At 40.8% G+C, this 17,527-nt stretch carries 18 protein-coding genes; 6 read left to right on the top strand and 12 right to left on the bottom strand.

Annotated features, from left to right (window positions below):
- Positions 1-161: 161 nt before the first annotated feature.
- Positions 162-1,097, bottom strand: a complete 936-nt coding sequence (locus GO593_RS14625; RefSeq protein WP_001983985.1) for a LysR family transcriptional regulator — start codon at positions 1,095-1,097, stop codon at positions 162-164.
- 91 nt (positions 1,098-1,188) lie between these two features.
- On the opposite strand from GO593_RS14625, the gene GO593_RS14630 reads away from it, so the two are divergent.
- A complete protein-coding gene (locus tag GO593_RS14630; protein WP_000267775.1) occupies positions 1,189-1,827 on the top strand; it encodes a LysE family translocator in 639 nt (212 codons plus the stop codon).
- Positions 1,828-2,294: 467 nt separating this feature from the next.
- On the opposite strand, the gene GO593_RS14635 is transcribed toward GO593_RS14630, so the two are convergent.
- The 5 genes from GO593_RS14635 to GO593_RS14655 form a co-directional block, all read right to left on the bottom strand.
- Complete coding sequence (locus GO593_RS14635) at positions 2,295-4,256, bottom strand: family 2A encapsulin nanocompartment cargo protein cysteine desulfurase (RefSeq protein ID WP_000211588.1); 1,962 nt, start codon at positions 4,254-4,256, stop codon at positions 2,295-2,297.
- The gene (locus tag GO593_RS14640; RefSeq protein WP_001107596.1) at positions 4,231-5,163 is read right to left on the bottom strand and encodes a family 2A encapsulin nanocompartment shell protein; all 933 of its coding nucleotides are present in this window, start codon (positions 5,161-5,163) and stop codon (positions 4,231-4,233) included. Before GO593_RS14640 ends, GO593_RS14635 begins: the two co-directional genes overlap by 26 nt.
- Before the next feature lie 240 nt (positions 5,164-5,403).
- On the bottom strand, positions 5,404-6,345 hold the full coding sequence (gene epsC, locus GO593_RS14645; RefSeq protein WP_100223331.1) for a serine O-acetyltransferase EpsC: 942 nt from the start codon (positions 6,343-6,345) through the stop codon (positions 5,404-5,406).
- Positions 6,346-6,363: 18 nt separating this feature from the next.
- Positions 6,364-6,873, bottom strand: a complete 510-nt coding sequence (locus GO593_RS14650) for a rhodanese-like domain-containing protein (RefSeq protein ID WP_000992248.1) — start codon at positions 6,871-6,873, stop codon at positions 6,364-6,366.
- Between the two features lie 238 nt (positions 6,874-7,111).
- A complete protein-coding gene (locus tag GO593_RS14655; protein ID WP_001027017.1) occupies positions 7,112-7,849 on the bottom strand; it encodes an SDR family oxidoreductase in 738 nt (245 codons plus the stop codon).
- A gap of 125 nt (positions 7,850-7,974) precedes the next feature.
- Here GO593_RS14655 and GO593_RS14660 point away from each other — a divergent pair, with 125 nt between their 5' ends.
- Positions 7,975-8,895, top strand: a complete 921-nt coding sequence (locus tag GO593_RS14660) for a LysR family transcriptional regulator (protein ID WP_000357083.1) — start codon at positions 7,975-7,977, stop codon at positions 8,893-8,895.
- Between the two features lie 37 nt (positions 8,896-8,932).
- On the opposite strand, the gene yghU is transcribed toward GO593_RS14660, so the two are convergent.
- From yghU to GO593_RS14675, 3 genes are all read right to left on the bottom strand, one after another.
- Positions 8,933-9,793: a glutathione-dependent disulfide-bond oxidoreductase gene (yghU, locus tag GO593_RS14665; RefSeq protein ID WP_001285216.1), complete on the bottom strand. Its 861-nt coding sequence runs from the start codon at positions 9,791-9,793 to the stop codon at positions 8,933-8,935.
- 33 nt (positions 9,794-9,826) lie between these two features.
- The gene (gene yfcF / locus GO593_RS14670) at positions 9,827-10,453 is read right to left on the bottom strand and encodes a glutathione transferase (protein ID WP_001058349.1); all 627 of its coding nucleotides are present in this window, start codon (positions 10,451-10,453) and stop codon (positions 9,827-9,829) included.
- 119 nt (positions 10,454-10,572) lie between these two features.
- Complete coding sequence (locus GO593_RS14675; protein WP_000949923.1) at positions 10,573-11,478, bottom strand: LysR family transcriptional regulator; 906 nt, start codon at positions 11,476-11,478, stop codon at positions 10,573-10,575.
- 110 nt (positions 11,479-11,588) lie between these two features.
- On the opposite strand from GO593_RS14675, the gene GO593_RS14680 reads away from it, so the two are divergent.
- Both GO593_RS14680 and GO593_RS14685 read left to right on the top strand, forming a co-directional pair.
- Entirely contained in the window at positions 11,589-12,020 is a 432-nt protein-coding gene (locus tag GO593_RS14680; protein ID WP_000102767.1) for a CidA/LrgA family protein, read from the top strand.
- Positions 12,021-12,033: 13 nt separating this feature from the next.
- A complete protein-coding gene (locus tag GO593_RS14685; RefSeq protein WP_001028715.1) occupies positions 12,034-12,723 on the top strand; it encodes an LrgB family protein in 690 nt (229 codons plus the stop codon).
- 7 nt (positions 12,724-12,730) lie between these two features.
- On the opposite strand, the gene pdxR is transcribed toward GO593_RS14685, so the two are convergent.
- Positions 12,731-14,221 carry a MocR-like pyridoxine biosynthesis transcription factor PdxR gene (gene pdxR, locus GO593_RS14690; protein ID WP_000113400.1) on the bottom strand — a complete coding sequence of 497 codons (1,491 nt, stop codon included), beginning with the start codon at positions 14,219-14,221 and terminating at the stop codon, positions 12,731-12,733.
- Between the two features lie 115 nt (positions 14,222-14,336).
- Between pdxR and GO593_RS14695 the strand changes: the two genes are divergently transcribed.
- Complete coding sequence (locus GO593_RS14695; protein WP_000275754.1) at positions 14,337-14,972, top strand: FMN-binding negative transcriptional regulator; 636 nt, start codon at positions 14,337-14,339, stop codon at positions 14,970-14,972.
- A gap of 42 nt (positions 14,973-15,014) precedes the next feature.
- Positions 15,015-15,608 carry a GNAT family N-acetyltransferase gene (locus GO593_RS14700; RefSeq protein WP_000060345.1) on the top strand — a complete coding sequence of 198 codons (594 nt, stop codon included), beginning with the start codon at positions 15,015-15,017 and terminating at the stop codon, positions 15,606-15,608.
- Positions 15,609-15,615: 7 nt separating this feature from the next.
- Here GO593_RS14700 and GO593_RS14705 read toward each other — a convergent pair whose 3' ends face one another.
- Entirely contained in the window at positions 15,616-16,803 is a 1,188-nt protein-coding gene (locus tag GO593_RS14705; RefSeq protein ID WP_000941180.1) for an MFS transporter, read from the bottom strand.
- Positions 16,804-16,812: 9 nt separating this feature from the next.
- On the bottom strand, positions 16,813-17,487 hold the full coding sequence (locus GO593_RS14710; RefSeq protein ID WP_000905127.1) for a cupin domain-containing protein: 675 nt from the start codon (positions 17,485-17,487) through the stop codon (positions 16,813-16,815).
- Positions 17,488-17,527 lie beyond the last annotated feature (40 nt).

The following is a 17,527-nucleotide window of genomic DNA, read 5'->3' on the forward strand; positions in this document are numbered from 1 at the left end:
AAGATAATGTTTTTGCAATATTTTTTATAGATGTAAACAGTGGTCAGGTTCTGTAGATGAGAAAGTTTTTTGGTTACTTTTTTCAAAAAAAGTAACAGAATTAGCTGATTGCTTTAGAGATTAAAGGTAGGATTCCATCGTGCTAATTCTTTGACTTTATATTACTTTAAATTAAATAAAGTCGGCTCTGCTGCTAATTTATCTGCCAAATATTGAATCAACACACTCAATTTAGGCGGAACATGCCGTGTCGGTGGGTATAGTAACCACAGCCCACCACTGTAATAGGTTTTAAAATCCCAGTCTGGTAAAACCTGAACTAAGGTGCCTTGTTGTAGAGCATGGCGTGCAACGAAGTACGGCAAGCTCGCAATACCTAAATGCTGTAATGCAGCACTCAAACGCACACCCGTATGATTTGCAGCATAACGACCACGCACGGCAACACTTATCGATTTATTTCCTTGTTGAAATTTCCACTTTGAGTCACTGGCTTGTTCACCCAAGTAAATGCATTCATGCTGCTTTAAATCATGAGGATGGTTCGGTGTGCCATGCTTGGACAAATACTCAGGTGTGGCACAAACCAAGTGATCAATATCAATCAGCTTTCGACCCATAAGGCCACCCGGTGGTTGCTCTGTAATTCGAAGCGCTAAATCGACGCCATCATCAATGAGATCTACATAGCGATCTTCTAAAAGCATTTGAATATCAATTTTTGGATAACGTCCTAAAAATTCGGGTAAATGCGGATGAATCATAAAATGTCCCACAGCTTTCGGAACACTCATACGAATAATACCTTCGGGTTCGACATGAAATTGGCCCGAACTTTCCATGACTGCTTGTGCAGCATTCACCATATCTAAGCAACGTTGATAGACCTGTTGTCCGCTTTCACTTAAGCGAAGTTTCCGCGTAGTTCGATAGAGTAAGCGGGTGCCTAAAGCACGTTCTAATCGAGCAATCGCGCGGCTCACAGCAGAAGGTGTTGTACCAAGCTGGCGTGCAGTTTCAGAAAAGCTTTCCGACTCGACAACCTTAACGAAAGTCGCCATTTCATTTAACAGAACCAGACTTTGATTTGTGCTCATGAGGCAAAAGTTATTTGGATTTTGACTGGATTATCGCGTCTAAAAAATCGCAATACAATCTTTTAAGTGATTTTCAGGAAACTAAATTGTTATGTGGCAGTTGTATGGGCATGAGTTTTTAACGCTAGCTCTTATTCACTTTATGGCGGTGATTTTACCGGGACCAGATTTTGTGATTACGGTAAGACAAAGTGTACGTTATGGTTATTTGATTGGATGTCTGACTGCAATTGGTATTGGTGTCGGAATTTCAGTACATGTGTTTTATACACTTGTTGGTATTGGCTTTTTGATTCAGCAAAGCGAATGGCTCATGTCACTGATCAGAACAGCGGGGGCAGCTTACTTAGTGTATTTAGGATGGCAGTGTTTACGTAGCCAGCCGAATACCACTATTGATATTAATGGCCAAGCAGACAGTGATACGTCGAGTTTATTTAAAGCTTTTACAATGGGTTTTCTCACTAATGCATTGAACCCCAAAGCCACCATCTTTTTTCTGGCAATTTTTACGACGGTTGTAAGTACGACCACACCAATGAAAGTTCAGGTTTTTTATGGGATATGGATGTGTATGGTTAACGCTATTTGGTTTATGGTGGTGAGTGTACTGTTTGCACAGCCTATCGTACGTAAAAGATTTTTGGAGTTTGGGGTTTATTTTGAGAGGGTGATGGGAGTGTTGTTGATTGGGATTGCATTGAGATTGATTTGGGGATTGTTTAATTAAGTTGGATATCTATTGATATTTCCTCAGATTAAAGTTATCTGCAAGTTTTTAGACTAGCACAACGGAGTCTATACTTGCATTTGCTAGTGCTAAATTTCATCCACAGCCTGCCATAATTTATAAAGATAATGTATTTGCAATATTTTTTGAAAAATAAAAACAGAGAACAGGTTCTGTGGATGAGAAAGTTTTTGGTTACTTTTTTAAAAAAGTAATGGAATTAGCTACTTTCTTTGGATTTGAAAACGGTAAGACTCCGCCGTGTTAAGCACTTTAAATTTTTTAGATTATTAATGACTTTTAGCTCGAGCCGAAGGCTAACTTAGAAATCGAATTTAAAATAATAAGATTCCGCCGTGATAACTACTTTGACTTATTACATCTATATATGACTTTAGAGCTAAAGTAGCTTCAATAAAGAATCCATAAAAAAGACCGCTCAAAAGCAGTCTTTTCTACAAATAGATTTAATTGCTACGCCTATTACGTGTCAGTTGATGTAACACCGACACCAATAAATCAATTTCTTCCGTCGTATTATAAAAAGCCAAAGACGGACGCACGGTCTGTTCTACACCAAAACGACGTAAAATTGGCTGTGCACAGTGGTGCCCAAAACGTACAGCAATACCATGTTGATTTAAAGCTTTACCGACTTGTTCAGTTGAATAGCCTTGTAAAGTAAAGGACATCACACTGGCTTTGTGATGCGCCGTTCCGATCAGGCGTAAACCAGACACACTACTCAGCGCATTTTGACCATATTCGAGTAGATCATGTTCATAGCGAGCAATGTTATGAATGCCTAGACTTTCTACATATTCAAGGGCAGCACCTAAACCAACAGCATCGGCAATGTTTCCAGTTCCAGCTTCAAACTTGTTTGGTGCAGGTTGGTAAACTACCTGTTCGAAGGTCACATCCTGAATCATGTTACCGCCGCCTTCCCAAACAGGCATGCTTTCTAGCAACTCTGGTTTTGCATAGACCGCACCAATGCCCGTCGGCCCAAACACTTTATGTCCAGAGAACACAAAAAAGTCTGCATCGAGAGCTTGTACATTGGTAGGGATGTGCGAAACAGATTGAGCACCGTCAACTAAAACGCGTACACCTTTGGCATGGGCAATTTTAATGACTTCAGCAACAGGTGTGACTGTACCTAAAGCATTCGAAACTTGAGTAATCGACAACAGTTTAGTACGTTCATTAATCAGTTTTGGTAACTCTTCTAAAATAATCTGGCCCGTGTCATCCACAGGAATGACTCGTAATTTCGCTCCAGTTTTTTTAGTGAGTTGATACCAAGGCACAATATTGGCATGGTGTTCTAAGTGAGAAACAATAATTTCATCACCTTCGCCAATATTTTGCTCACCCCATGTTTTTGCAATCAGGTTAATCCCTTCGGTTGTTCCTCGAACAAAGATAATTTCTTTAGAAGAGGGTGCACCAATAAATCGGGCAACTACATTTCTTGCATGCTCATAGGCGTCGGTTGCACGAGCCGCTAACTCATGGGCAGCACGGTGAATGTTTGAGTTTTCATGCTGATAAAAATAAGCAATCCGGTCAATCACGCGCTGCGGTTTTTGTGTGGTCGCTGCATTATCAAACCAGACCAAAGGTCGACCGTTGACGCGTTCCTGTAAAATTGGGAAATCACGACGTATGGCATATACATCGAGTGGTTGAGCACTACTAGCTACAAAAGTGGGTTGTGATGGTTGATAGTGACTATAACTTTGTCCACTTTGAGGCAAGTCTAAAAAATAAAATGCAGAGCTTGTCGAACTTTGGGTAGGTGTGTTCGTTGCAAAACGATCTTCCGTCAGTAATGACTTGAGCTGGTCACCATGTGGCAACTGAAAAGACTGTGCAACCGAATAATTATCTTCAACCCCTTTAACAGATGGTTCTATTGCATTCGGAGCAGAGAAATCATTTAAAAAATAATAAGGTGATTCACCTGTACCAGTGGGCAAGCTTGGTTCAATGCGTGGCACATTGGGTTCACTATGAGCAGCTTCTGGCAAATGTGGTTCAAATGGTGGGCGTGGCAAATTAGCTCCACCCACCACAGGCGCAGACGCTACAATTCGACGTTCAGGGTAGTCTGGCAAATTTGGAATATGCTCAGGATATTCCGGATTGAGACTTTTCTGAAAGGCGATATTGGGCGCACGACCACTGAGTGCAGAAAATGGTTCACCCGGTTGCGGTGGGTGAGGTGGCGCTCCGACAGGTAAGTCCAAGTTAAGGCCCGATGAAGAAGTCGAACTGCTTGAGCTTGGCACTGCTGAAAAAAACTCATTAGCAAGTCGAGCAATGGTGGACTCATCGGGGAAGTTGGCTGGTGGGTTAGCACCAGTCACTTCAGGCCCCGTTGAACTACCTTGCAGATTACTTGTAGTTAACTGGGTAGTCATGATATTTGTCCACCTCCACATCATCTAACACTGCTAAAGCATCGTCTGTTAATACTGCAAGTGAGCAGTATAACGAGATCAGATATGACGCAATTGCGTTACGGTTAATGCCCATAAAACGTACTGAAAGCCCCGGTGATTGTTCACCAGCAAGACCTGGTTGGAACAAACCAACAATCCCTTGACGCTTTTCACCAACACGAAGCAGCAAGATTTTAGTTTTGCTATCTTCTACAGGAATTTTATTTGATGGAATAAGTGGAATTCCGCGCCATGTAATGAACTGCGAACCAAATAAGCTAACCGTTGGAGGCGGTACACCACGGCGTGTACATTCACGGCCAAATGCTGCAATCGCATCAGGGTGTGCTAAGAAAAATCCCGGTTCTTTCCAGACTTTACGTAGCAAATCATCAAGATCATCAGGAGTAGGTGGGCCATTTAAAGTCGAAATACGTTGGTCATCTGTCACACTTGCCAGTAAACCGTATTCCGGGTTATTGATAAGCTCACTTTCTTGACGTTCTTTAATGGTTTCAATGGTTAAGCGAAGCTGTTCTTTAATTTGGTCATGTGGGCTGCTGTAAAGGTCGGCAACGCGTGTATGTACATCTAAAACAGTAGATACACCATTTAAAAAGTATTCGCGTGGCTCTGGGTCATAATCAACAAAAGTTTGAGGTAAAGTTGCTTCATCACGTTGTGTGCAAGCCACCTGAATATCATCGGTATTATTGACACGGTTTAGGCGATAAATACCTGCTTCAACAGGAATCCATTGAAGTAAGTGAGTCAGCCAGCGGGGAGTAATTGTAGAAAGCTGGGGAGCTGTCTTGGTTGCATTGGCCAGTTGACGGGCCGCATGGTCCCCAAGTGCAAGTTGGGCTTTGTCTGTATTTTTCGCCATGAATCATTTTTCCTTATTACATTGGCTTTTTGAAAATAAAAATTCTAGGATGCATATAAACTAGAATTAGTTCTGGTTTTAAAATTAAAATCGCGTTATAAATTTTTTAAATACTGAGCTTATTAATGAGTTATCTATTTTCTAAATAAAAATATATTTAAACTAGAAATAAGCATTTTATTAATCTGCACGTTCTTTGTTTATTTATCTCCTTATCTATTTATTTCACATCTATAGTTTTTAACCGGCAATATGATTTTTTTGATAAGACTCATTCGGTGACTGTAAAATCTGGCTACCTGCAGCAACACTATGGGTTAGCCAAACATTCCCCCCAATAATTGACCCTCGGCCAATGGTAATACGACCTAAAATAGTGGCACCTGCATAGATCACGACATCATCTTCAACAATCGGATGGCGTATATAATCTTTTTTCAAACCACCATCATCATTGGTTTCAAAGCGTTTTGCTCCAAGGGTCACGGCCTGATAAATACGAACGCGTTCCCCAATCACACAAGTCTCGCCAATCACCACACCCGTACCATGATCAATGAAAAATCCTTTACCGATTTGCGCACCCGGATGAATATCAATACCTGTTGCAGAGTGAGCCAACTCCGAAATAATGCGAGACAATAAAGGCACTTGAGCATAGAGCTGATGGGCAATTCGGTGATAGATAATCGCAAATATGCCCGGATAGCAGAGTAATACTTCATCTACACTATGTGCTGCCGGATCACCTTCATAAGCCGCTCGCACATCGCCGTCTAAAAGGCGCCGTATAGAGGGCAAAGTGTTGGCAAAATCCTGCACAATAGTTTGAGCAAGTTCTTGTGGCTGCTGCACTGGGTTTGAATGACTCAAATGTCGTTTCGCTTCATAATTTAAAGCCAGTTGTACTTGAGCATGTAAAGCTGTTAGTACCCGATTTAAAGTATAGGCAATATAAGAATCTTCAGTTTCCTGACGTAAGTCGGCAGGGCCTAAACGCATTGGAAATAAAATCCCGCACAGGTCATCTAAAATGGCCTTTAAAGCTTCTTTAGATGGAAGTTCACGGCCTCCAAATTCTTTTGTTCTGTGCTGTTGCTGACGCCAGTCATGCCTTGCTTGTTGTAAATCTTGTACAACCGCATTAATGTTCCATTGAGTCACAAGCTTTCCTTGATTCACTGAAAATTGATTGAAGTATTAGTCTTGTTGCCAAGGAAGTTGGTGGATGCGCCAGCCATTTTTCTGATTACGCTGTTGCTGATCATTTAGATCACCTTCGAAACCTTCAAGAACGTTATAAATATGCTCAAAACCTGCATTAAATGCGGCCTCGGCAGCTTGTGCTGAACGGTTGCCACTACGACATAACAAAAGAATGGTTTTATCTTTGCCAACTTTTGATTCGAGTTCTTTTAAAAAGCGTGGATTACGGTTAAACGATGTGCCTGTTGCCCAAGCAACATGAACACTTTCAGGGACATAACCTACAAATTTACGTTCTTCATTGGTGCGCACATCAACTAAAACAGCTTCTCCTTGTTGTACGAGTTGCCATGCGTCAACAGGTGATAAACTGCCACTAAAATTTAATTCGTGTTCTTGTGCATATTGCTGTGCTTTAGAAAGAATTTCTTCGGCTGAAAAGGATGTATTTGAACCATTTGAGATAAAACTTTGTGGAGTTTCAGTATTTAATTTAGCGTTCATTGAATATATCCTTATCTTTGATTCAGATTGTTAAGGTTCAATTTACGCGGTTTTAAATATAAGCAAAAATAAGGAATATCTATTTATATATATTATTTTGATAAATAAGAGCGGTGAATATTTTATATAAATTAGTATTAGTTAATTTTATAAAGTTATTAAAATAAAATAGATTTAAGAAATTTTATTATTTAGTAAAAAACCGTACAGATTAAAATAATCCGCACGGTTTTTAAAATTAAGCAAATCCACCATTTACACGAATGACTTGAGAATTTACCCAGCCCCCATCTGGACCGGCCAGCATGGCAATTACGCCAGCAATTTCGTCAGGTGTCCCGATTCGTTCCAGTGGAGCAAGTTTTGCAATAGCTGCCACTTGCTCTTCAGTTTTTCCATTGTAAAAAAGGTCAGTGCCTGTCGGGCCGGGCGCAACAGCATTTACAGTAATATTCCGTCCGCGTAACTCATTTGCTAACACATGTACCAAACCTTCAACACCTGCTTTTGAAGCAATATAAGGACCATAAGCTGGAAAAGATTTGGCAATTACACTGGTTGAAAGCGCAATAATCCGGCCACCATCTGGCACCGTTTCGGCCGCATGCGCTAATATTAAAAACGCGCCACGTAAATTGGTATGAATCACTTTATCGAAATCTGGCAGGCTTTCAGGTGTAATTTTTGCCATAGGCATAATACCAGCACTATGAACCACAACGTCTAATTGCCCGTTAATCGCTTTAGCTTCTTGAAACAAACGGCTCACCTCATGTTCATTTGCAACATCCGCCTGAATAGCTGAGGCTTGACCACCTTGCTCAATAATATGTTCTACAGTGGCTTGGGCATGCACTTTATTGCCAGCATAGTTAACAATCACATAAAAACCATCTTGAGCTAAACGTTCTGCAATAGCACGGCCAATACCACGTGATGCGCCAGTAACCAGAGCTGTTTTTATTGAAATATTCATTTTTAGATTGCCTGTTTGAGTAAGTATGGCTTATTTTAATAATATATAAATATGGGATAAATCATCAGAATTGGATAAGATAATTCCATATAAATTAATAATAGGTAGGGTTAAAAGCGAGCACTATGGATAAATTTGATACCTTGCAACTTTTTACCCGCATCGTAGAGCTGGGTAGTTTTAGTCAGGCAGCCGATCAGCTAAATATCCCACGTGCTACAGCAAGTAATGCCATTAAGGAGTTAGAGAGTAATTTACAGTGCCGTTTACTAGAGCGGACGACTCGGCATGTAAGGCCATCCCTAGATGGACAGGCATTTTATGAGCGTTGTACACAAAGATTATCGGAACTCGATGATGCCGAATCATCTTTACGCAATGTAATTGCTCAGCCCCGTGGTTTATTACGTGTCGATTTATCAGGCGCACATGCAACTAAAATTGTTTTACCCAATATAGATCAATTTCACGAGTTATACCCCGACATTGAACTGGTAATCAGTACGGGGGATCGCTTGGTTGATCTGATCAGGGAAGGCATAGACTGCGTAGTGAGGGCGGGGCGTTTAGATGATTCCACTTTAATTGCCAGACATTTGGTCGATATGCCACAAGTCATTTGTGCAAGTCCTGACTATTTAAATAAACATGGAACGCCAGAGCAACCAGAAGATTTGTTATCACATTATTGTGTTAATTTCTTCTCGACATCAGGCGGGCGAAATTATCCATTTGAATTAATGGTGAATGGTAAAAAACAAGATTATTTTTTGAAAAGCTGGATCGCGGTAAATGACGCTGAAAACTATGTATTATCTGCCTTACAAGGGGCTGGCTTAATTCAAGTACCGCACTACCATGTGGCAAATGAATTAAAAAATGAGCGACTGGTTGAGGTTTTATCTGAATGGGAAAGCCCGAAGATGTCAGTTTCTGCACTATATCCGCAGCATCGGCAGCTCTCGCCGCGCGTACGAGTTTTTGTCGCTTGGCTGAGTGAGTTATACACGGGCTATTTTGCCAACTTTGAATACCCGCAAAAATGAAATATCTTGCGGGTAAGTCAAAAACTAAATGATATTTTTAAGACTGATTCTGCAATTTATCTTGAGTCTTGGTCTCAAAATCACTCGCATCATGGCGTTCATGCAACTGCGTAGCTAAATCACCAAAAGTACGATTGAGCATACGGCCACGTTGTACCGCAGGGCGCGCTAAAATCGCATCTGCCCAACGTTGAACATTTTTATATTGATCGACACCTAAAAACTCCGCGCCGTTATACACCCAGTTTTTAACAAGACCGCCATACCAAGGGAACGCTGCAATATCAGCGATGCTATATTCAGAACCAGCCAAATATTCGTTTTTTGCCAGATGCTGATCTAATACATCAAGTAAGCGTTTTGTTTCCATTGCAAAGCGGTTAATCGCATATTCAATTTTAACAGGGGCATAAGCATAAAAATGTCCAAAACCACCACCTAAGTAAGGTGCACTGCCCATTTGCCAGAATAACCAATTGAGGCATTCAGTACGTGCAGCAATATCAGTCGGAATAAACGCTTTAAACTTTTCAGCCAAGTAAAGCAAAATTGAGCCAGATTCAAATACTCTTAATGGCGGGTTTTGGCTATGGTCAACCAATGCTGGAATTTTAGAGTTGGGATTAATTTCTACAAAGCCACTGCCAAATTGCTGTCCTTCTCCGATTTTAATCAGCCAAGCATCATATTCAGCATCTTTATGTCCTAACGCTAAAAGCTCTTCAAGCAAAATAGTAACTTTTTGACCATTAGGCGTTGCTAAAGAGTAGAGTTGGAGCGGATGTTTTCCTACTGGAAGTGTATGCTCGTAACGCGCACCTGAGGTAGGTTGGTTTAAATCGGTTTTTTCTCCAGTCCATTGCCAAACTTGTGGAGGAATATAGTTTGAATCACTCATTTTTTATCTCATGTTTGGTGTAAATATAAGGATTTATTTATGTCGCAAGGCAAGCCATTTTTGTACGGTCGGACGTTGCCATTGCTGTAATGCATAATTTTTTAGGCGCTCTGGTACAGCATCACCATTTTGAATAAGACGTTGCAACATCAGGGCAAGTTCAGCATCCACAATACTCCATGAACCAAAAAGAAATTCGGCATCAGACGCAAGAAGTTTTTCTGCAACAAAGAAAAACTTCTCGGCTGCTTTTTTGCCTTCTTCTGAAAGTGGAGTGGACTTGGGCTGAATAAAAATAACATCGGTTGGACGCTCAGTTCTTAGTGCCACCAAGTCTGATCTGAGCCATGCTTGAATTTGTCTTGCTCTTGCGCGAGCTTGAATATCTTTTGGATAAATAGCTGTGTCTGGATAAAGCTCTTCAAGATATTCCAAAATGGCGGAGGATTCTGATAAGGCAAAATCGTTATGCTCAAGTACAGGCACTTTAGCTGTTAATGACTTTTCTACAAAAGATATTTCAAACTGGCCTTGCTGGCCTAAGTCGATGGTTGCTATTTCAAATGGAATTTGTTTTTCGTGTAGTCCTACAAAAACTGTAAATGCATAGGGACTTAGAAATTGTGAATCTGTATACAGCTTAAAATGCTCGTTATTCATTGTTATTGTCCGTGTGATAAACAGATGGGTCTAGTCTAAGTGAGCTAAGCCAAGATTGGGTAGCTTTTTTGTGGAAAAGCTTTATCGGTTTTTGAACTAAGCTATTTCGGTGGTCAATGTTAGGGTTTAATGTGCTGAAAATGTTGACGGACAATGCTAAGCCAAGCTTGTACTGCTGGTGAGACAGGAAGATTCTTTTTCCAAGCCATGACTAAGTGCCACTGAATATTTGGTTTTTCGAGTGGCACTGCTGCAAATAAAGTCGGGTCAAGCATGTCGGTATAATATTGAGGGAGAAGCGCAATTCCCATACGTTGTAACACCATGTCTGCCAAGAGATGCCATTGGCTGGTCCGGCAAGCAATGGTGGGGTAGAAACCATGCTGCTTACATGCATCGAGAATAATACTGTTTAAAGAGAAATTTTCAGGAAACATTAAAAACGATTGATGTTGTAGCTCTTCTAGATTTATTTTTTTACGTGTTGCCCAAGTCGCATCCCGACGTAAAAGTACCATTAAAGGGTAGTTACATAACTCGATGCTATTAAAAGTTTGCGTATCAAAAGGCTGCAATAAAACGCCAACGTCTAACTCATTGTTAAGCAAAGCTTGTTCAATACCGCGTGAACCCACTTCCATAAAAGCCAATTCAATATCTGGCCATTGACGATGAAAGTCAAATAGGGCAGTCGTTAGGAGCTGCGAACCTAAAGGTGGAACGCCAAGTTTTAAAGTACCTGTTTTTAATTGTTGATAGTTTTCTATTTCAAGAAAGATGTTTTGCTCTGCTTGAAGAAGCTCGACCGCATGTTGATAAATACGCTCTCCAATTTCAGTTAATTCAATTTGTCTTTTTCGTCCATGATCGGGTTTAACCAAAAGCTGTACCTGAAGCTGCTCTTCGAGTTGTTGTAATATTTTACTAATGGTGGGCTGAGTCAGATATAACTCTTCAGCAGTACGGGTAAAACTTTTAGTTTTAACCAGAGTAACAAAGCACTGTAATGATTTTAGAGAAAGCATAATAAAGAATAGATTATTCCATTTTGGAATAATATTAACATGAATAATTCATATTTAGCAGGTTTAACCAAGCTAGCATAATAGTGTAGTTAACCATTTAATTTCGAAAAATGAGTACTGAATCTGCTTCTGGAACACCCTCACAACCATCACTGTTCGTGTTAGTTAAACAAATTCTCATTTTGGCTGGATTTTGGTGGATCGGATATCTCTTACACCAAAAACTCGGTGTGCCTGTCTCGGCAGGTATTTTAGGTATGTTTTTATTGCTTTTATGCCTGTTCTTTAAAATTATCAAAATGGATCAGGTGGCAATGGGAGCAACTGTGGTTTTAGGTGAGCTATTACTGTTTTTTGTGCCTGTAGTCGTTGCCGTTGTCCAGTATAAAACCTTGTTTATGACCGAAGGATGGCAAATCGTCTTAAGTATTGCGGTTGGAACCATTTTAGTCATGTTAAGCACTTCACTGACTATTCATTATTACAATCGTTTGAAGGCTTACTTACAGGCTAGAAAACGTCTTCAACATAAGCATATCTAAAGAGCATAATGACATGAATATCTGGTCAATTCTTTGTCTCATCTGGACTTTGGTCGCTTATGTTGTGGCAAAGCGAATCTATCAAAAACATCCAAAACTTTGGTTATCACCCGCAATTAGTGTGCCTGTACTTACCATCATTTTGATGACGATTTTTGGAATTTCATACCAAACTTATTCAGAAGATACCCAGTGGATTGTTAATTTATTAGGACCAGCAACGGTTGCGTTTGCTGTACCGATTTATCGTTATCGGGAAACGATACGTAAAAACCTTGGGGTCCTTTCGATTGCGATTATTGTGGGGATGAGTGTAGGTGTGATGACTGCCTATAAAATGGCGCAGTGGTTCCACTTTAGCCCTGAAGTCACCAATAGTTTGATGGCCCGTTCTATTTCAACACCATTTGCCATGATTTTAGCGGAAGATATTCACGGTTCGGCAGCATTGGTTTCTCTATTTACTGTTATTACCGGTTTGGTCGGTATGATTTGTGGCGATGCAATTTTGGCAATTACTAAAATCCGTTCTAATGTGGCAAATGGTGCCGCCTTGGGTAACGCAGCGCATGGTTTTGGTACAGTCAGAGCACAGCAAAGAAATAGTGAAGAAGGGGTGATTGCCAGTTTAACCATGGTTATTGCTGGTATTTTAATGGTGCTGATTGGACCATTTGCGATTCATCTATGGTTGCTGTTGTAAGGTTTACCTACATTGATTTGGCGTGCTGTTGAATAATCTTTGATAATTTTTTGATAGCTTGTTGCATTAGTTCGGGTTCAAAATCGCCTAAGCCGACAATTAAACCCGAACGTCGCCGCTCTTTTGAAAATGTCGGTGAAATTGCTTTGATGGCAATACCTGCATCGACTGCCGAGCTTGCAACGTCAATATCATTAATATGTTGAGCAAGCCATAACACCATATGCATGCCTTGATCGCCCGGTTGTAACCAAGCCAGTTCTTGAGGTATGTATTTTTCAATCAAGCCAATAATGTATTCTCGAACTTCTGCATAGACATTTCGAGTACGTCGAATATGCCGTTCTAAATAACCCTCTTGAATAAAAGCAGCCAAAACGTGTTGGTCGGCAGCAGGCGGGTGTCTATCAATTAATACTCTAAGCCCACAAAAAGGAGCTACCAGTTCTGTAGGCAACACTGCATAGCCAAGCCTAAGCGATGGAAATAAGACTTTGCTGAAAGTCCCAAGATAAATCACTTGGTCAGGTGCCATGCCTTGTAAAGATGGGAAGGGCTGACCGTTGTAACGAAGTTCACTGTCATAATCATCTTCAATGATCCATGCATTTTGCTGTTTTGCCCAAGCTAATAATGCCGTGCGTCTTGCTAGACTCATCGGCATGCCAAGTGGATATTGGTGAGAGGGTGTTACAAAAGCAGCACGCGCATGTTTAGAAAGTTTAATTCCGGTTTCAACCTGAATGCCTTCTTCATCAACAGGAACACGCACCATTCGAATGTTTTGTACAGTATGCTCAAAAATGGCTGTTGTACCGCGATAAGCAGGATCTTCAACCCAAACTTCATCTTTCGCCTCAAATAAAATTTGGCTGCAAATATAAAGTGATTGTTGAATGCCGGGCGTAATCACAATTTGTTCAGGTTCGCAGTGGACAGAACGTGACCGTCGTACATAGTCTGCTATAGCAATTCTTAGTGATAATACACCTTGAGGTTCACCATATCCTGAAGGAACACCTGCACCCCGTGATCTATATTTATTACCAAATTTACGCCAGATATCACTTGGTTGAGTACGACCGACGGGGACAGATACTGCAAAAGGAACATGGGGAAGTGGCTTAAATTCATCAAGCACTTTGGCATAAGAACGTGCCGATTTGGTCAAAGATATCGAGTTAGGTTTATTTTCTTTTGATGAGTGTTGTATTACAGATGTTTTAATCAAAGCATGAGACACATAAGTGCCAGTTCGTGGTTGAGAGTCAAACACACCTTCAGCTAAAAGCTGATCATAAGCTTCAATAATGGTTCCGCGAGCGACACCTAGGGTTAAAGCTAGTTCACGAGAAGAAGGCAATGGATCGCCGGGTTGTAAATCACCACTTTGTACAGCTTCACGTAAAGCTTGAGTCAGTTGAGCACTTATCTTTCCTTTGCTTTTATCAATCTTTGCAATAGACGGAAGTTCCACAACTTTTGCCATTCTTGCCATAATTCTGGTCTACTTAAAAAAATACAAAGTGGTTCTTTTTAATAAACCACATAAACCAGAAAATTTACAACACAAAATATAAATAGCCCTGATATTTACAGCGAGGTTTTTAGCCATGTATATCCCTGATGATTTTGCAGAAAACCGTTTGGATGTATTGCATTCTCTTATTGCAGACTATCCATTTGGGGTGCTTTTTACGCATGGAAGTAATGGCTTAGATGCAAATCATCTTCCATTCGAGTTGCAAACAAATGAAGGGAAATTTGGCATGCTACATGCCCATGTGTCACGAAATAATTCTGTTTGGCAGGACATTAAAAATGGAGATGAGGTATTGGTCGTTTTTCAAGCAGGCGATGCGTATATTTCACCAAACTGGTACCCATCCAAACATGAACAGCACAGACAAGTACCTACATGGAACTATAGGGTTGTGCATGCTTATGGCAAAGTGACGATTCGAGATGACGAACGTTACGTTCGCGGTGTTGTGGCTCGTTTAACCCGTACTCATGAAGCATCTCAACCTGAACCATGGAAAATGTCCGATGCACCAAAGGATTATCTTGAACCGATGTTAAAAGCCATTGTAGGTATTGAGATTGAAATTACCAAGCTGCAAGGAAAATCAAAACTTGGGCAAAACAAAGAACGCCGAGACATTTTAGGCGCGGCAGATGGCCTATCGAAATCTGGTCATCAAACTATAGCGAATGCCATGTACAGTGTGGCTGAGTTAAATAAATAATTTTGAAAATATAAAAGCTTAATATCAATTGAGGAGATAAAGATGTCTTTGACTACACCTGTTGAATTAGTGGGTGAGCACGTTATTTTAAAGCCGCTAGATGTAACTCAAGCTGAAGCGCTCAAAGAGGCCGTTTGCGATGGGGAGCTCTATAATCTTTGGTATACCCGTGTGCCAAGACCTGAACAGATGACTGCTGAAATTGAAAGACGTCTTGATTTGCAAAAATCCGGCTCTATGTTGCCTTTTTATATTGAAGACCGAAAAACGGGACGAGCGCTGGGCATGACAACACTCATGCATATTGAAGAAGCGCATCGCCGTGTAGAAATTGGTTCGACATGGTACCGAAAGTCTGCACAGCGTACGCCTGTAAATACTGAATGTAAAAAACTATTGCTAACTCATGCATTTGAGACTTTAAACTGTATTGCGGTTGAGTTACGCACATCTTCATTAAATGTTCAAAGCCAAGCCGCGATTGTACGCTTGGGTGCAAAGCTCGATGGTGTGCTAAGAAGTCATCAAATTGTGAAAGATGATATTTTGCGGGACACTCATGTTTACAGTATTTTAAAACATGAGTGGCCTGCGGTCCGTCAAAATCTAGAATGGCTATTGAGCAAACCGCGTTAAAAAGAATTTAAACAAACTGCTTTTCTCTTTTTTGGCTTAGCCAGAAGAGAGAAGCTGCGGCAATCACCAACCATGGTATTAACGCTATATTCATTGCTTTCCAGCCGAATAAATCCAGTAAAGCACCTGCACTAAACGAACAAATCAAACCGACAACAAAAACGGTCATATCGTTAATGGCTTGGGCCTTGGCTTTTTCAGCCACAGAATAAGTTCCTGTGAGTAAAGAAGTACTGCCAATAAATAAAAAGTTCCATCCCACACCCAATAAAATTAAAGATATTGCAAAAGATGTGAACTGAATACCTGAGAGAGCAAATCCGATATAGCAAGCAAATAATAAAAGACCTGCAAACATGATTTTAAGCACACCAAAGCGAGCAATTAAGTTTCCAGTAAAGAATGAGGGTAAAAACATACCAAGTACATGTAGTTGAATGACTGTCGTAATTGACCCAAGTTCATGGTGTGAATGCCGCATAGCAATTGGTGTTGCGGTCATACCTAAAATCATAATGCCATAACCTGTGACGGCACCAAACAGAGCAACTAAATAGGTCGGTTGAAAGACAATCTGTTGCCATGGACGACCAGCAGTAAAGTTGGATTTCTGCTCAACTGTATCGGCAATATGTAGGTTAGATAAAATGCCCATTGCCACAAGTGAGATGATACTAATAATTAAAAATGAACCGATATATTCTAAATGCTGGAATAAAGGTCCGCCGAAGCGTGCTAAAGTTGGGCCAATCAGTGCTGCAACAATTCCACCTGCCATTACCCAAGAAATAGCGCGTGAGCGGAACGCATCATTTGCCACTTCACTGGCAGCAAAACGGTAAAACTGAGCAAAGGATTGATAGGCCCCGACACATAGCGTACCCAAAGCCAGAAGCATGAGTGAGCTATAAAAAATACCCATTGCTGCGATAATGCCACCGAGCACACCTAAAAAAGCGCCAAATAGAAAACCGTTACGTCGTCCTACACGTGCCATGAGCATTGATGCAGGGAACATCATTAAAGCCGTACCCAAAAACATAGAGGCGATAGGCAGCGTTGCAAGTGTTGGGGTATTTGCAATATTTGCCCCAGCCAAGCCACCAATGGTCATGACCATGACAGAAACGGTTTGGAAAAGTGATTGGGAACTCGCCAAAATTAATACTTGGCGGTGCATGGTATTTTGAAGCATAAAGAGCCTTTAATTATATTCCGCAATGGCTGAGGCTAGATGTCCGGTTTTTACATAAATAGAAGCGCCAGACAAACCAGCTTGAAAATGTACATGTGTTTTCGGTGGTAGGCGTATCCATGTGCCAGTTTCATAAGCCACTTCTTTATCGACCAATTGACCTCGGGTAATCAAAATTTCGATTCCACCCTCGGCATCTTCAATAAAAAGTTGCTGCGGCTTGAGTTTTTCTAAATAGGTGTGTTCATAACTTGCGTCAACCAATGTGAAAATTAAACGCGAATCTATTTCTTGCCATTGTGCTGGGTCATTGGTATTGATCCGTAAAGCTTGAGTTTCTGACGTAGGAATTTGCATAAGTTTGACAAAAATCAATGTACCTTCTTCACTCGATGGTTGGTGTACTGACTGATGGGGACTCCGTAAATACCATCCAGCAGGGTAGTGCTGATTTTGATTTTCAGTAAATACGCCTGAAAGTACGAGGATTTCTTCACCATGATGATGTCGATGTTCAGGGAAGGTTGTATGGGGCGCATATTTCACCAAACTGGTTGCACGAGCTATTTCATCGCCAATACGATCGAGCATGACACGATCAACTTCCCCACGGGGAGATTTCACCCAGTGATAGTCTTCAGGTTTGATAATCACAGCCTGTGAAAAATCGGCATGGATCAACATGAATACTCTCCTCCTAAAGGCAATTCTCTTTATTCAATAA

The organism is Acinetobacter baumannii, assembly GCF_009759685.1.
Classification (GTDB): Bacteria; Pseudomonadota; Gammaproteobacteria; order Pseudomonadales; family Moraxellaceae; genus Acinetobacter; species Acinetobacter baumannii.

What these genes read in the sequence shown, in the direction of transcription:
- GO593_RS14695 (WP_000275754.1), top strand. Translation starts at nt 14,337, where the DNA reads ATGTATATCCCTGATGATTTTGCAGAAAACCGTTTGGATGTATTGCAT.
- GO593_RS14700 (WP_000060345.1), top strand. Translation starts at nt 15,015, where the DNA reads ATGTCTTTGACTACACCTGTTGAATTAGTGGGTGAGCACGTTATTTTA.
- yfcF (WP_001058349.1), bottom strand. Translation starts at nt 10,453, where the DNA reads ATGAATAACGAGCATTTTAAGCTGTATACAGATTCACAATTTCTAAGT.
- GO593_RS14710 (WP_000905127.1), bottom strand. Translation starts at nt 17,487, where the DNA reads ATGTTGATCCATGCCGATTTTTCACAGGCTGTGATTATCAAACCTGAA.
- GO593_RS14660 (WP_000357083.1), top strand. Translation starts at nt 7,975, where the DNA reads ATGGATAAATTTGATACCTTGCAACTTTTTACCCGCATCGTAGAGCTG.
- yghU (WP_001285216.1), bottom strand. Translation starts at nt 9,793, where the DNA reads ATGAGTGATTCAAACTATATTCCTCCACAAGTTTGGCAATGGACTGGA.
- GO593_RS14680 (WP_000102767.1), top strand. Translation starts at nt 11,589, where the DNA reads ATGAGTACTGAATCTGCTTCTGGAACACCCTCACAACCATCACTGTTC.
- GO593_RS14655 (WP_001027017.1), bottom strand. Translation starts at nt 7,849, where the DNA reads ATGAATATTTCAATAAAAACAGCTCTGGTTACTGGCGCATCACGTGGT.
- GO593_RS14630 (WP_000267775.1), top strand. Translation starts at nt 1,189, where the DNA reads ATGTGGCAGTTGTATGGGCATGAGTTTTTAACGCTAGCTCTTATTCAC.
- GO593_RS14635 (WP_000211588.1), bottom strand. Translation starts at nt 4,256, where the DNA reads ATGACTACCCAGTTAACTACAAGTAATCTGCAAGGTAGTTCAACGGGG.
- GO593_RS14625 (WP_001983985.1), bottom strand. Translation starts at nt 1,097, where the DNA reads ATGAGCACAAATCAAAGTCTGGTTCTGTTAAATGAAATGGCGACTTTC.
- GO593_RS14685 (WP_001028715.1), top strand. Translation starts at nt 12,034, where the DNA reads ATGAATATCTGGTCAATTCTTTGTCTCATCTGGACTTTGGTCGCTTAT.
- GO593_RS14705 (WP_000941180.1), bottom strand. Translation starts at nt 16,803, where the DNA reads ATGCTTCAAAATACCATGCACCGCCAAGTATTAATTTTGGCGAGTTCC.
- GO593_RS14640 (WP_001107596.1), bottom strand. Translation starts at nt 5,163, where the DNA reads ATGGCGAAAAATACAGACAAAGCCCAACTTGCACTTGGGGACCATGCG.
- GO593_RS14650 (WP_000992248.1), bottom strand. Translation starts at nt 6,873, where the DNA reads ATGAACGCTAAATTAAATACTGAAACTCCACAAAGTTTTATCTCAAAT.
- pdxR (WP_000113400.1), bottom strand. Translation starts at nt 14,221, where the DNA reads ATGGCAAGAATGGCAAAAGTTGTGGAACTTCCGTCTATTGCAAAGATT.
- GO593_RS14675 (WP_000949923.1), bottom strand. Translation starts at nt 11,478, where the DNA reads ATGCTTTCTCTAAAATCATTACAGTGCTTTGTTACTCTGGTTAAAACT.